A 14672-nucleotide genomic window follows, 5' to 3' on the forward strand; every position below is an offset into this window, starting at 1 on the left:
AAATCATCCTTTTTTCTTTTCTCTGATTCGATAGCTGTCTCCTTTGATATTGATGGTTGTGGAGCGGTGGAGGAGTCGATCAAGGATGGCTGTTGCCACCATGATCTCCGAACACCTCACCCCATTGTCCGTAGGACTTATTAGAAGTCAGTATGATGGAGCCTTTTTCATATCGCTCGGAAACGATTTGAAAAAAGTAATGGGCGACTTCAGCCTCCATAGCTTGATAACCGACCTCATCAATAATTAGTACATCAGGCTTTTGAAGGGTCTTGATCTTTCTACTGATTCTACCACTTCGTATGCTGTCCTTAATCATTCCAATCAGCTCATGGGCACTAAGAAAGTAAGCCGTGTGTCTGTTCTTTATGGCATGGACTGCCAAGCCTACGGCTAAGTGAGTTTTCCCTACACCGGGAGGACCTAACAGTATCACATTCTCACTACGATTCACAAATGCCAGGGTCATAAGCTCTTTTATACGCTTTTCATCTACACTTGGCTGAAAATCAAATTCAAATTCTTCTATGGTTTTAACATAGGGCAACTTTGCCAGCTTCATATTGGTCTTAATTGCTCGCTGCTGTTTTGCATCAATTTCTTCCCATAAAAGCTTGTCTAGAAACTCCAAATAAGGTATACTTCCTTTAGATGCTTCTTCTGCAAGATGATCATATACTTGAGGAATATGAATAAATCCTAGTTCATCAAAGGCACTTTTAAGTCGTTCGATGAGCATTAGATCACCTCCCGACAAAGAAACTTATCGTACACTTCAAGCGGGCGTTCTTGCACTTTGGGTGTTGTATCAGGATTGAGTTTTGGTGCTGTGCCGGCAACCTTTTTCTGACTCCCTGACACAATATTCTCAAAGTGTTTTTTATTGTAGCTGCTTTTGTTTTTACCTACTAGCTTTTCATGCCTTGCAATACACTTTCCAGAACCATCGTAAAACTCCAATATTCCATTTCTTAAGTCCCTTACACCAATGTAGCTCCCCACATATTGATAGGGTACGGAGTAACGATTACTCTCGTAGGAGATCATGCAATCATTCATTACCTTTCTTTTCTCATGATACTCCAGTAGGAAAGGTGCAGGATTGTAAGGATTTAAGACTTCTCTTTTAAATCTTTCTTCAGGTACTTCCTTTGTTGTACCATGGACTCGCCTGTTTGCCTTCTCAACAATCCAGTTAAGTGCCATATGATTAAGGTCTGCTATGCTGCTAATGGACTTAATCCTTACCCAGAAGTTTTTCTTTATGTACTTAATACCATTTTCTACTTTTCCCTTGGTCCGCGGAGCGTAGGGTCTACATCTAATGGGGGAAAATCTTTGATGCTTAGCAAAGGCTAAAAACTTCTCATTCCATTTGTTTTCTCCCTTTTGATGGGCATATCTTACAACGGTTTTCATGTTATCATAGAGAATTGTATCAGGAACACCACCGAAGAACCCAAAAGCTCTTTCATGGCACCCGATGAGGGTATCTATCTTCTCATCTTCCGTAAACTCCAGATACTTTTGTCTTGAGTAGCCCATGATCATTAGAAATCCATGTACTTTTTTTAATTTCCCATTGATATCTTCAACAGTGAATTCACCCCAATCTACTTGGGCTTGCTTCCTTGGCGGGGTTTCATACCGAATGCTGGCTTTCGCCAAACTCTTTTCTCTATGGGGTTTCATAAATTCCCGTAGAATTGTAGTCTTTCCTGTATAGCCCAGGTCTTCTATTTCTTCTTGAGTCACTACTGCATTAACGCAGCCTTCCTGCATTCTGTTTAAGATATATTCTTTAAATGGATCTAGTTTTGATTCTTTGTTGACACTTCGTTTATATTCAGGCAGGTCCTTTGAATCTATATATTTTCTAATGGTTTTAGGATCTCTACCAGTAAGCTTTGCAATATCTTTAATATACATCCCTTTACTTCTCATATCTTTTATCATAAACATCTCCTCTGTCTGTTCCATAGCTCTCTCCTTTCGGAAAGAGTGTACCATTTTTCAGAGGGAAATTTCAACCGTTTTTTATTGGTATTTTATCATCGATTTTGACACAATCAAGTAAAAGTTCAGGAGTCATGTTATTCAATCAAAGAAAAACATGGCTCCTATTTTATTGGTGAAAATCTGGCGTTCTCTGGAATAACGCTGTTTTTTGGATCACTTACGGTTTTTATATACAAACGGTACAACATTTGAAAGAAATTAAGCAGATGGAGCAAAAAGAACACCCCCTGCACAGGAACAAGTCTTGCAAAAATATGCAGAGGTAAAAACGCCCTTTCAGTTTTATCCCGGATACTCAAGGGATGCCAACACATATTATTGGATAATGTGTGGGAGATTTTTATGATTTCCGCTTGAATAATTTTGCACCAGCAGAGCTTGCAACAAACCGGAAAGCCATTCCTAAGCTGTCAATTAGATGCTGATATCAGAGAAAAATGCAGAGATTCATAATGTCCGGATCTTCCAGATCTTTTATGAATTGTTATCCCAATCTGATTATTTTCATAACTTTTGAAGGCGTATGCTTCGTCGCTCCTTAATTCAGCGCTGCTGGTAAGACCAAGATATGCTTCATACTGCTCTAATATATCTAATACTTTTATACTATCAAAATTAACATTAATAGAAGAAGAACTGATATCTGCCATCCATATCTGGCCCGTTAGTGCATTTAGTGTTAGATTTACAGAAATATTATGATTGCTCAGATTAATCGACCAAAAACTATACGCCGGGTCCGGAAAGGTGCCAGTGCCTACAGGTTTAGGGATTTGTCCAACGGACTGTAAATCGTATAAAAACGCATTAGTCCGCGTAAAGCCACTCTTCAGGAACTCTTTCGATAAAACGCCTTTGTCACAAAAATAAGACAGACCAGAATTTGCTGCTTTGATGGCCTCTTCCATCGTCAGCTGTTCATCATAAGGATCATGATAATGTCTCTTGCTGCCGGAATGCATTACTTTAAGGATATTCGAAATCTCCTGGCTGTTTAAAGTGACTTTTGCCGGTTCGACACTTAGCTCATTTTCCGAAACTTCCTTGACGCTGATGGAATTCACCCTATTCATCAAGTTCAAATGCTGTCGATTCAGCAAATCATTCGTCAAAAGCCATCCCATGAATACAATAAGTAGTGAGAGAACAGCGGCAACCACTGACAGGATACGTTGCTTAATCACTCTCGCCACCACCTTCCATTGCTAAAGAAAACGATACTGTCGTCCCTTTGTCTGGTATGCTGGCAAATTCCAACCGACTACCGTGTATTCCAGCTATTTTTGAAGCAAGGGCAAGGCCCAGCCCTGCACCATGTTGCTTTCTGGATCGGGACTTGTCCACCATATAAAAAGCCTCTGTGATACGGTCGAGCTCGTCTGCCGGAATACCATGCCCATTATCCGAAACCCGGACAATGTAGCTATTTCTCTTGATTTTCCCAGTTAGAGTAATCTCTGTGCTTCCCGCTTTTACCGCATTGTCTATGAGATTGAGCAGAAGCGATTTAAGCAGGTCATAGTCAATCTTAATGTAGGCTTTTACTGTTTCAAGTCGAAACTTTATGTTTTCACTTAATAGCAAAGGTTTAAGCGTATCCGCGATATTCTGCAGGATTTCATCTGCGGGTAGTTCCTCAAGGATAATATCCTGCCGGTTTAAAACAATCAGATCCATTAGCTTGAGTGAGAGTGCCTCAAGGCGGAGACCTTCGTCTATAATATAAGCCGCCGCATTCTTTGTATCCTCCCTAGACAGTTGTTTCTGATATATCATATCCGCATAGCCTATGACAGATGTCAGGGGTGTTTTCAACTCATGTGCAAAATTGGAGACAAAATCTTCCTTCTGTCTGGCGGTATTTGAAAGCTCGGCAATTCTCTCCTCAATAGTCTCCGCCATAGTATTGAACCTCTTTGAAAGTTCCCCCATTTCGTCATTAGAATAAACCTTCAGCCGTTCATTGTAATTCCCGTTGGCAATCCTGGCCGCAGCGGACGACATTTTTCGGATTTGGTTGGTTAGCAAAGAGGAAAAAATAATAACCAGAACAGTTCCGAAACCAATTGTAATGAAATAAATCATACCGTAATTCCGGATCATTTTATCCTTTTGGTCAATAACGGTCTGAATGTCGGTCGCGGTAAGGAGGTAGACCGTTTGGTTGCTCTGCTTGATCTTACCAAGTACCATAACGCAGGTTCTATCACCGATTTGTTCTATTTTGTTGATGATTTTTTGATTTACGTCATAGTCAGATATATTAAAGTTTGAATAAGAGGGAAAGGACGAATAAATAGAAGTCTGATCTTCCGCAAAAATGGAAATGTAATTCCCTTCGTTTGAGAATCCGAACAGACTCTGATCCCTAAACTTTGAGAATTCTGATGAAAACGTATCAGACAAATCATTATCTGTTTGAGTTTGCTGGTTAATAAGAGCGGCTCGAAGTAGAAATTTGATATATTGGTACTGATCCATTGCGTGCTGTATTTCTTGTTCAACCGCATTCTTGTATGATGATGCAATGAGTAGATAACCAGATAGGGATAGTACGATGCTGAGAATAATCATCGTGCAGAAAAAGATTTTCGCAAACATCTTCATTTGAATACCTCAAGTCGGTAGCCTATTCGGAATATAGTCTTGATATAATCTTCCCAATTAAGCTTTTTCCGTAGTCGCTGGATATGAGTATCAAGCGTCCTTGTCTCTCCAGTAAATTCGCTTTCCCATACTCGTTCATATAACCAACTGCGCCGAAGCGCTACATTTTTATTTTGAATTAACTGAATTAGCAATTCGAATTCTTTCACGGTCAGGTCAATAAGTTGGCCGCCTTTTTGTACCTCACGGGATTTCAAATCAATAGTTACGCCGTACAATTCAATTTTTCTTTCGCTTTTTCCAAAACGCCTAAGCACTGCTTCTACCCTCGCCAGTAATTCACCCATCTGAAATGGCTTGGAAATATAATCATCGGCTCCGAGTCTCAGCCCTCTGATTCGATCATTGATATCGGTTTTGGCAGTAATGAAAATTATGGGTGTTCCAAATGGCTGTATATAATCCAATAATTCATATCCATTGATTTTTGGCAACATGATGTCTAGTAAAATTAGGTCATAATCATTGTTTTCAATGAGATCGGCTGCTTCTTTCCCATCATAGGCACGTGTGCAGGAGTATCCTTCATCGACCAAATTTACATAAATTAAATCATTGATTGCCTGCTCATCTTCTACAATTAAAATATTTAGCAAAGTGATTCACTATCCTCTCTCTACTACAAATAATTATTAAAGTATAACACTTAGTTGTCTCTAAGATGTAAAACAACCTTCTATAAAATTATATTATTATGGTAAGTATAACTCTCTTTTATTAAATTGTAAAATTGCTTCTTGCAGCTATATCCGATTATACAGAAAATATTACATCTTTGACACAACTTATACGCAGTTAAGAAACAACTGTCTGCTATTATCAAAATGTTGGTGATGAACTTGGCATGTTCAATAAACATTATGAAGAAAGGTAAAAGGGGGTATTTATGATAAATAGAATAAAAATGCGATTTATACAATGTTTCATATTTTTTTTTGCTATTGGATTGCTAATGGTTGGTGTTTTAAACCAAGAGTATGAAGCAGTATATAGAAAAGCTATAAACATATGTTTGGAGTGTATTGGTATTGGTTAAAAAATCAAAACGTAGGATCATTCAATGCTTATCTGCCGTTCTTATGAATGGTAATATTTCCGGTTTTTGGAAGGGTAAGATATACACAGGAAGAAGCAAAAACCTCTGCCTGCCAATTTTGAATTGTTATTCATGTCCTGGAGCTCTCGGTGCTTGCCCTATCGGTTCGCTTCAGGTATCGGCAGGTTCTTCGATTTACGGAATATCCTTCTATGTACTTGGATTTTTAGCCCTTATGGGAATATTATTTGGAAGACTTTTATGTGGATTTCTATGTCCTTTCGGTTTTATACAAGAACTTTTACATAAAGTTCCCGTTTCAAAACTGAAAATCCCACAAAAGCTTGACCGGATTATGCGGTTTGGTAAGTATCTAACTCTGATCTTCCTTGTAATACTATTGCCATTATTGGCTGCAGACTCCTACGGGTCTACAATCCCGTATTTCTGTAAATATCTATGTCCGGCAGGGACATTGGAGGGCGGTATTCCCCTAATCAGTATGAATAAGGCTTTGCAATCCACCATAGGTTGGTTATTCTCATGGAAAATGTTTGTGTTAGTCGTTATAATTCTTTCCTCCATGATGATAAATCGACCGTTTTGTAAGTATTTGTGTCCGCTTGGAGCCTTTTATGCAATATTCAACCGTTTTAGTTTTTATCGCTATTACATTGACCAGAGCCAATGCACAAACTGTGGGAAGTGTAGCAGGGTTTGCCCAATGAATGTGGAGCCTGTGAAAACTCCGAACCATGCAGAGTGCATCCGCTGTGGTTTATGTAAGAATAAATGCACCCAAAATGCAATCCAGGTAGAAAAAATAATCAAATTACACGTTAAGGAGAAAAGTAATGAAAAAGAATATTAAAAGTAAAATTTTTACAGCTTTATTATGCGTATTCATGTGTACTGTATTCTTAGTTGGGTGTACACAGAATAAATTTTCAGAGGATACCAAATCGTGGATCCTCAGGAAGAAAACTATGATTATACAGATTTTACGGACTATACGGATGATGGCTTGGGTATAACACTTAAGCTGCCAGGCAAATATCTTGATGAACATACTATTATACCTGGAAAATATGAAATCATGTTTGGTGATATTTCTATGATTGGGGAGGATATTCCCAAGGCTGAAACTGACCCTTCCAACCATATGGATGTATACTTCATGCCTCAAAAGGGTGAATACTGTCTATTCAGAGTTTTAGGATATCCTGCCCAAAAGTGGGATGAATGGATGCAGTCTGGAAAAAAAGCCTCAGACATTACGGGTAATGCCATTTCAGAAGAAATCAGCAGGAAAGATGGTACCGTATACATCTATGATCAGCCTATAGTCGATACCTCTTCCTTTGATACCAATATGAAAGATTATTATAACGAGTTTATGGAAATGCTCCCGGCCATTAGGGCAAGCATAAAACCAACTACGGTTATGATGAGCGACCTTGGTTCTTTTAATACATATGATCTCAATGGGGAAGCTGTTGACAGCTCGATTTTTGCGGAGCACAAACTGACAATGATCAATATATGGGCTACCTTCTGTCGTCCATGTATAAAGGAATTGCCCGATTTACAGAAAATGAGCGAAGATATGCCAGAGAGCACACAACTGATATCCATTGTAGGTGATGCAGATGATGAAGAGCACTTGAAACTGGCACAAAAAATTGCAAAAGATACAGGTGTCACATATATAAGCATTGTTCCAGACAAAGTATTGAAGCAATATCTCGACACAATATGGTAGCTTATCCAACCACAATATTTGTGGATTCGACCGGAAAAATAGTAGGAGAGCCAATTATCGGCGAACGTGATATGTCCGTGTACAAAGAGGTACTCAATGACAGATTGCGTCAAGCTGGTTTTTAACAAGAGATTAATACCGCAGGGGATTTATGGACTTTTAGGAGAAAATGGAGCGGGAAAAACAGCATTGATGCGTGTACTCACGACCATATTGAAACCAACAACTGGAAGAATCAAGGAAATCTCTCCGGATTTAGTCATTGTGGCTACTGGAGCTGAGCCGATAAAACTCAATATTCCTGGTATAGGCAAGATAGCTTTTGGTACTATTGCGACACTGGTGTTTGGATCAATGTGTTCCAGTATCTCTACACAGTATTGTTATATATGCCGACCACAAAAATGAGCCCAAAGGTATAGAAATGCTACTGCCATGGAGTGATTTTATAAAGGAACGATGCACTGGTCTAATCGAAACGGAAACGATAAACCCGGAAAACAGGGGAGCATTGCCGATATAGTCTAGTTTATTTGAAATAATAGGAAGTGGTGAACGGTAAATTATTCATCGCTTACAAAACAATAGCATAAAAATGCGCTATAAGTATGTACAAATTTAGTAGGCTATGCAATAGAGATTTTGCACAGAATTCAGGCAGGAAGTGGTTCATAAAATAGAACGGATATGAATGAATTTCATGATTATATGCTCTCAAGCTTTGAAGCAAAAACGGCGCAACCCTTGTAAACACTGGGTTGCGCCATTTCATTTGTATAGGAGCCAAGAAACAAATAGAAGCTATATTAAAAGAGCAGAACAATTCATCAGAAAATTAAGCAATAAGTCCTGGAGCAAAAATGCCCAGGACTTATCTTATAATATATTGAAAGCTTTCTATTTTCCGGCAGCGGCGTTTTTACCGGCGATTTTACCAAATACAAAGATATCTGTAATGGCATTCCCTCCCAGCCGGTTTCCGGCGTGAATGCCACCGGTTACCTCTCCGGCCGCCCATAAACCAGGAATAATGTTGCCTTCTGTATCTAATACATGGGCTTCCGTATCAATCATCACGCCCCCCATGGTATGGTGCAGAGACGCCTTTCTTGGACTGATACAAATGCCGACTCCCTCTGTTGCCTCTATATAATCGAGATCAATGGCGCCTGCCAGAACTTCTTTGCCAAAATCCTCATCCTTCTGAGTTGCCACATAGCTGTTGTACTTTTCAATGGTTGCCCGCAATTGTGCTTCTGTGAATCCTGGAGCTACCCCTGCCGCAAGTGTTTTGGTTGCCTCTGCCAATTCTGCTAAGGTCTCTCCGTACCAGATATGGCCGCCTTCCACCATGGCAGCAATTCGTTCATCATAGGCGGCTCCTTTAAGCAATTCACTGGGATTCCCCACATTGCCCCTGCCCGCATAGACGATGTAGAAAATACCATCTTCAAGGGCCAGAGAAGCTTTGGCCAGTACGTCCCGTTCCGCATATTCGTTGACGAATCGATTTCCGTTGCCATCAATCCACAGTTGTTCTGCAGCGTCGGCCCAGATGCCGTCTGTCATTGTCCCCTTTACAGGAGAGGAAGAGGGCATCATCTGTGCCACCTCCATACCAGTTAAGCCAGCGCCAATTGCTTTGGCCATAACAATTCCGTCACCGGTATTGGTGCCCATATTGGTAGAGAGGGTTCTATCTGATAGATCATCACCCCAATATCGATCATACTCCTTAACCATGGCTGCGTTTGCACTGTATCCGCCAGTGGCAAGAACAACGCCTTTAGTGGTGTTAATGGTAATTTGACTTCCATCAGTTTGTTCAGCTTTAGCGCCAACCACCCTGCCAGAGGCATCTGTAATCAGTTCAGTCCCCCTGGTTTCTGTATAAATGGTTACCCCGTTTTCCCTGGCTACTTTTTCAAGCTGAGCGATGCGTTCAGTGCCCGGCATAAAGGTATGGGTTCTGGGCCACATCGCCCCCAATACCGTTCCAATACCATTGACACCCCCATATTGTGCCGTGGCCCCATAAGAAGCCTCTAGATTAATTTCTCCCATCCATTTAAAGGCTTCCAGTCCGTTGGAAGCGAAGGTTCTCACCAAGTCAATATTTGGAGCAATCCAACTGCCGTGGGATAATTGTCTGAGTCCACCGGAATAAACGTGCCACATATGTAAGGCCACTGAATCAAAGCCAGGCATATCCACTCCCGGGGTTTTTCCTTTATTGGCGGCATAAAATCCTTTAATATCATCTTTTAACTGATTTAAAACAGTTTCCCATTCGGGATAAAGATCAAATTTCAATTTAGGATCAGAGGGATCCAGGGCAAGATAGCTATCCAGGGTGTCCTTTTGGGCTTTTGAGAGAATCATCACAGCCTGTGCTTCTGGATCCACTGCGTTATAGGCGGAACCGGCCATCATCGTGTTTCCACCTAAAACAGAGCCTTTTTCAATTAAAATAACCTTAGCCCCCTGTTGAGCAGCATTAATGGCAGCAGTCAGTCCAGCACCTCCACCGCCCATCACCAGCACATCGGCGTTCCAAGTTTGCGGATCCTTGGAGGTACGGGCAACCTGATTTTTCTTCAGAGCCGCCACATCCAGACCAGCAGTTTCAGCAGCATTGGCAACTGCATTGATGATTCCGTGACTTGTCAATGTCGCACCTGTTACAACGTCAATTGCCAGACTTTGATGCTCAATAATTTGGGCAGGAATTCTTTCTACGGCAACAGCCACCACACTGGGGGTTTCAGGGTTTTCAATCAATTCAATGGCTGTAATTTTACTGTCTGTAACAGTAATACTTACTGCAATTGGGCCTTGCATTCCACTGGCGGTTCCTTCAAAGGTGCCGTTAATGAGCGCCTCGGGAGTTGGGTTGTTTGAATCCTGAGTGCAGCCTACCAGCGAAAGCATCATACAGATACAAAGTAGTGTGATGAGTATTTTCTTCATTGTTCTCCTCCTAATGTGATTAATTTGCTACGGGAATTCAAGAGCGTAATCTCAGCGATACATAATGAATCATTCGTTCTGCAATTATGAATATCCAGTGAAAGCTAGAAAATCAATCACAACAACCATAGAAGTGCATCAGTATAAAAAGAGTGGAAGCCAGTTTTGTTGAATGAAATGGAGATTTATTAACAAAATCACCTCCGTTAATGGTGAGATTTTGCAGTTAAACACTAGAATTTACCATGTAGAGTGAGATTTTCTCCTTAAATTCACCTCTATTTTATCATTGATAAGAAAAACCCACAATAAAAACGTGGTTAAAATTTTAACTAATATAATTAATTATTTAAGATCGATTCTCAATTGGGAGGTGCTAACAAATGGAGCACCTCGTGATGGGCAGGCAAAAAAGTACATTGAAGATTGTTTATAAACCCCCATAACTCACAGCAGATTTAATGCTGTGAGTTATGCTGTAAGTTATAAGGTTTATACTTTATTGACTGAAAGTAGCAGTACGTGTCTCGTTATCCGATCTAAGTTGAATTCCCAATATTTCAGCAAGCTTTCTGACTGATAAAAAAGTTTTGCTGTTTTGATTATAGGTACTGCATCTTCAAAATAGAGTGTTTCGCCGTATACTAATATTTCAGCTTTTACAATATGCAGAACAATATTCCTTTCAAACTAAACGTAAAAATACCTTTAGGTTGTAAATTATCTATCGGATTTATATAAATCATATACTTAAGCTTGGTGGGTAATCCAAGGCCTTAAATCGTAGTGTATGCTTTAAAGAGAAACGGTGTTAAAATCCTTGAAAATAATAGCAAGTAAAATCAAGCAGTAACCTCCTCCATTCTGTATAATAAATGTAGGGTGGTTGAAACGAGGTGAACAGACGAATGTACGAGTGGCAGAAGCAAATTCAATTAATTATCGATGAAATTGACAAATGTATTAAAAATTATAATGATGAAGCCTTAACATTACGCTTTCTTTCTCGCAGGCTAGGTTATTCCGAATTTTATACAACGAGGAAATTTAAAGAAATATCGGGTATACAATTTAGGGATTACCTGCGACATAGAAAATTAGCCTTTGCGCTAAAAGAGGTTAGGGATAGTAAGAAAAGCCTTTTGGATATTGCTTTTGATTATGGTTTTTCATCACATGAAGCTTTTACCAGAGCTTTTAAAGGAGCATATGGTGTAACGCCAAGTGAATACCGAAAAAAGCCTAATCCCGTCGTTCTTCGTACAAAAATAAACCCTTTTGACCGCTACTTTTTAGGATTTGGAGAGATCGGTATGGTGAAATCTGTAGAGAATATTAAAATTTATTTTGTAACCATTCCTGCACATAAGTTTATGCACATTAAAAACTATGAGAGTAATGGATATTGGGATTTTTGGCAAAAGCAAAGCCTGATTCCGGGACAGGACTGCGAAACTATCTGTGGCTTGCTCGATAGTATCAAGGGTAAATTGGATGACGATGGCGGGAGCGAAGTAAACAGTGGCAGCGGTCAGATTATGGCGTACATTAATGACCCTAACGGCAGACTCTGCGATTGGGGTATTCCACGTACAGAGTGTTACGGTGTACGTCTACCATTTGATTATAAAGGCGAAGTACCACCACAAATGCTTATGATTGATGTTCCCGAAGCCGAGTATATTGTTTTTGAACATGGGCCATTCGATTATGAGCAGGAAAATCGTAGTGTGGAGAAAATGATTGAAAAGGCAATGACAACTTTTGATTTTGCAGACACAGAGTATTGTTTTGACACCTCTCCTGGCAGAATCATTTACATGTATCACGATCCTGAACGGTTTTTCAAGTATATCAGACCAGTGCGAAAGAAATAAAATAGACTGCCTATTCACTATACAGCCGCCAATCAAGAAATCAAATAGAACATGAAGCAAGTACACACTTGCCGCCTAACGGAAAATAAAAAAATAACCGTTGTCTAGGCGGCAAGTTTTTTGTGCAGCTATTTTTATTTCAGAAAGGATTTAATTCAACTACAAATATAATGACATTTTCTAAGCTATTTTGAAATAGAGAAAAACTAGTCATTCTAACAGATAAAGCAAAAGAAGTATACTTTAGTCGTTGTTCAATGTGGTTAGTATGATGGCTGGTTAAAATAGTAGACAGGTCAGTAATTTAATCGAAGCAGATTGCGTATATATAATAAAGTAATAACTTTTATATACACTTTAAATTTTAATAGAAGCAGGTATATTTTTTTGAAATAAATTTAGATTAGAAAAGCTAGTGGTTATAGCCATGGCAAAGATAAAAGTATTTATAGTTTGATTTTACAACAGTGTGAAATAATTTTTTGATTGAAACCAATGGGTATAGCAAAAAGTGGGCTTTTGGATTATTTGATTTTAATACTATAGAATATTTATACAAAATATCGATAAAATATGCAAAAATCTATTGTAACTCTCTTCAGTATATGTTACTCTAAAAAATGTGAATGGATACGAAATCAAAATGGAGGGTTGTATGTATGATAAATAAATTGAAATTTATATTATTATCTATTTTTGGATTTATCTTTTTTCTAATGCCTTTTAATATTAATGGTGAAAGCAAAATTGCTATTTCACATATTGTTAATTTTGTTACAGGTAATATGCTAGATCCATTCATTGGATTCACCATTATTTGTGCTTGGATTGTGTTAATTGCAACTGTGCTTTTCACTTTTTACACTTCAAAAAATGAGTTTTTTAATTCTGTATTTAAAGCATCACCTTTGAATGTTGTATTGAGAGTAGTTGGTTCATTCTTGTATCTTATGGTGCTGAATGGTTGGCTTGCAAACTATGAGTTTGCAGGTGTGATTTTAGATGGTGATACTGGTGGGCTAATGGCTGGAGATGGTGGTCTTTTAACCACACTTTATATAACTTTCTTTGTTGGTATTCTTGCTCTTCCTTTGTTAACACATTTTGGAATTGTCGAATTTATAGGGACTTTATTAGGTTCTGTAGTTGAAAAATTATTTAAAGTACCTGGTTATTCAACTATCGATGCCATTGCATCCTTTGTTGGTGATGGTACAATTGGTATTGTGGTAACGGATAACCAATATCAAAGGGGATACTATAACAAAAGAGAAGCTTATATAATTGCAACTAGTTTTTCTATTGTAGGTATTGCTTTCGCTTCTGCAGTAGCTGAAGAGTTAGGCTTTGGACATATTTTTCCAATATTTTATGGATCTATTGCATTAGTAACAGTTCTATTAGCTTTTATAATATCTAGAATGCCACTTAAGAAATTTCCACCAACTTATTATGAAGGGGTAAAGCCAAATAGAATTGAGATTCCAGAAGGTAAAACTGTTTTGCAACATGCATATGAATCTGCAATTAAGCAAGCTGGTAATACCAAAATTAGAGATGTAATAATTGATTCAATAAAGAATATTATAAATATATATGTTGGGTTCTTACCTATAATTATGGTGGTTGGAACATTATCTTTGGTAGTAGCAGAGTACACCGCATTTTTTAATATTATTAGTGCACCACTAGTATTTTTATATACTATGATAGGATATAGCAAGGAAGTAGCAGCAGTCATGGCACCTGCATCGGTTGCTGGGTTTGCTGATATGTATTTGCCAGCTTTGTTTATTGGCGGCTCACCTTCTGAAGCATCAAGATTTTTTATTGGTGTATTAGCATTTACCCAGTTGGTTTTTATGTCTGAAACCGGAATGATTCTAGTTAAAAGTAAAATTGGTTTAAGTTTTTGGGATGTAATCAAACTATTTATTTTTAGAACTGTAATATCTATACCAATATTAGTAATTATAACAAATATTTTAGCCTCTTTAGGTATCATATCGTTTTAATCAATAAGTGTTTTTTTTATATGGACTGTCAATCCAGTGGTTATTTTCGAAGAAATTTGTGAGATGGGTTATATAGGGAGACAACTAATCTTCGGGACTTTATGAAGCTCCATCTGAAAAATAATGTTAACTAAGAAAGAACATATTATCGTCCATTGTACAATAAGTATTGGAAACCATATGAAATCAAAAAAAGAAAGACTGGCTTAGATTATGACTTTCACACCAAGAACCACTAGCCTTCCACGATAGAGTGTATTGGATTTGCTGGACACGTAGAAAGATTGTTCTAATAAACCTAGAAAGGACGTGTTTCAGCTATGGGT

Annotated in this window: 11 protein-coding genes and 1 pseudogene; 6 read left to right on the forward strand and 6 right to left on the reverse strand. The window is 38.5% G+C overall.

All coding sequences use genetic code 11. From position 1 onward, the window contains the following. Positions 1-3: 3 nt before the first annotated feature. From istB to ACYQ1I_RS12620, 5 genes and pseudogenes are all read right to left on the reverse strand, one after another. Positions 4-739 (reverse strand): annotated as a pseudogene (gene istB / locus ACYQ1I_RS12600) (IS21-like element helper ATPase IstB). Then, a complete protein-coding gene (gene istA / locus ACYQ1I_RS12605; protein WP_459765843.1) occupies positions 739-1980 on the reverse strand; it encodes an IS21 family transposase in 1242 nt (413 codons plus the stop codon). The pseudogene istB and the gene istA overlap by 1 nt, the downstream one beginning before the upstream one ends. A gap of 449 nt (positions 1981-2429) precedes the next feature. After that, positions 2430-3203: a hypothetical protein gene (locus ACYQ1I_RS12610; RefSeq protein WP_459765845.1), complete on the reverse strand. Its 774-nt coding sequence runs from the start codon at positions 3201-3203 to the stop codon at positions 2430-2432. After that, complete coding sequence (locus ACYQ1I_RS12615; protein WP_459765847.1) at positions 3196-4626, reverse strand: sensor histidine kinase; 1431 nt, start codon at positions 4624-4626, stop codon at positions 3196-3198. Before ACYQ1I_RS12615 ends, ACYQ1I_RS12610 begins: the two co-directional genes overlap by 8 nt. Next, on the reverse strand, positions 4623-5282 hold the full coding sequence (locus tag ACYQ1I_RS12620) for a response regulator transcription factor (protein WP_459765849.1): 660 nt from the start codon (positions 5280-5282) through the stop codon (positions 4623-4625). The genes ACYQ1I_RS12615 and ACYQ1I_RS12620 overlap by 4 nt, the downstream gene beginning before the upstream one ends. A 356-nt stretch (positions 5283-5638) precedes the next feature. On the opposite strand from ACYQ1I_RS12620, the gene ACYQ1I_RS12625 reads away from it, so the two are divergent. The 4 genes from ACYQ1I_RS12625 (at position 5639) to ACYQ1I_RS12640 (ending at position 7892) form a co-directional block, all read left to right on the forward strand. Beyond that, complete coding sequence (locus ACYQ1I_RS12625) at positions 5639-5722, forward strand: CD1871A family CXXC motif-containing protein (protein WP_459768167.1); 84 nt, start codon at positions 5639-5641, stop codon at positions 5720-5722. A gap of 43 nt (positions 5723-5765) precedes the next feature. Then, on the forward strand, positions 5766-6593 hold the full coding sequence (locus tag ACYQ1I_RS12630; protein WP_459765851.1) for a 4Fe-4S binding protein: 828 nt from the start codon (positions 5766-5768) through the stop codon (positions 6591-6593). 93 nt (positions 6594-6686) lie between these two features. After that, complete coding sequence (locus ACYQ1I_RS12635) at positions 6687-7484, forward strand: TlpA family protein disulfide reductase (protein WP_459765853.1); 798 nt, start codon at positions 6687-6689, stop codon at positions 7482-7484. Between the two features lie 96 nt (positions 7485-7580). Further along, positions 7581-7892 (forward strand): ATP-binding cassette domain-containing protein, encoded by a 312-nt coding sequence (locus ACYQ1I_RS12640; RefSeq protein WP_459765855.1) that lies wholly within the window; start codon positions 7581-7583, stop codon positions 7890-7892. 489 nt (positions 7893-8381) lie between these two features. Here the strand turns inward: ACYQ1I_RS12640 and ACYQ1I_RS12645 are convergent, their stop codons facing one another. Then, on the reverse strand, positions 8382-10454 hold the full coding sequence (locus ACYQ1I_RS12645) for an FAD-dependent oxidoreductase (RefSeq protein ID WP_459765857.1): 2073 nt from the start codon (positions 10452-10454) through the stop codon (positions 8382-8384). 908 nt (positions 10455-11362) lie between these two features. Between ACYQ1I_RS12645 and ACYQ1I_RS12650 the strand changes: the two genes are divergently transcribed. Both ACYQ1I_RS12650 and ACYQ1I_RS12655 read left to right on the forward strand, forming a co-directional pair. Continuing rightward, positions 11363-12331: a helix-turn-helix transcriptional regulator gene (locus ACYQ1I_RS12650; RefSeq protein ID WP_459765859.1), complete on the forward strand. Its 969-nt coding sequence runs from the start codon at positions 11363-11365 to the stop codon at positions 12329-12331. Positions 12332-12990: 659 nt separating this feature from the next. Further along, positions 12991-14346 carry a YjiH family protein gene (locus tag ACYQ1I_RS12655; RefSeq protein WP_459765860.1) on the forward strand — a complete coding sequence of 452 codons (1356 nt, stop codon included), beginning with the start codon at positions 12991-12993 and terminating at the stop codon, positions 14344-14346. Positions 14347-14672 lie beyond the last annotated feature (326 nt).

This window comes from Alkaliphilus crotonatoxidans, assembly GCF_054658015.1.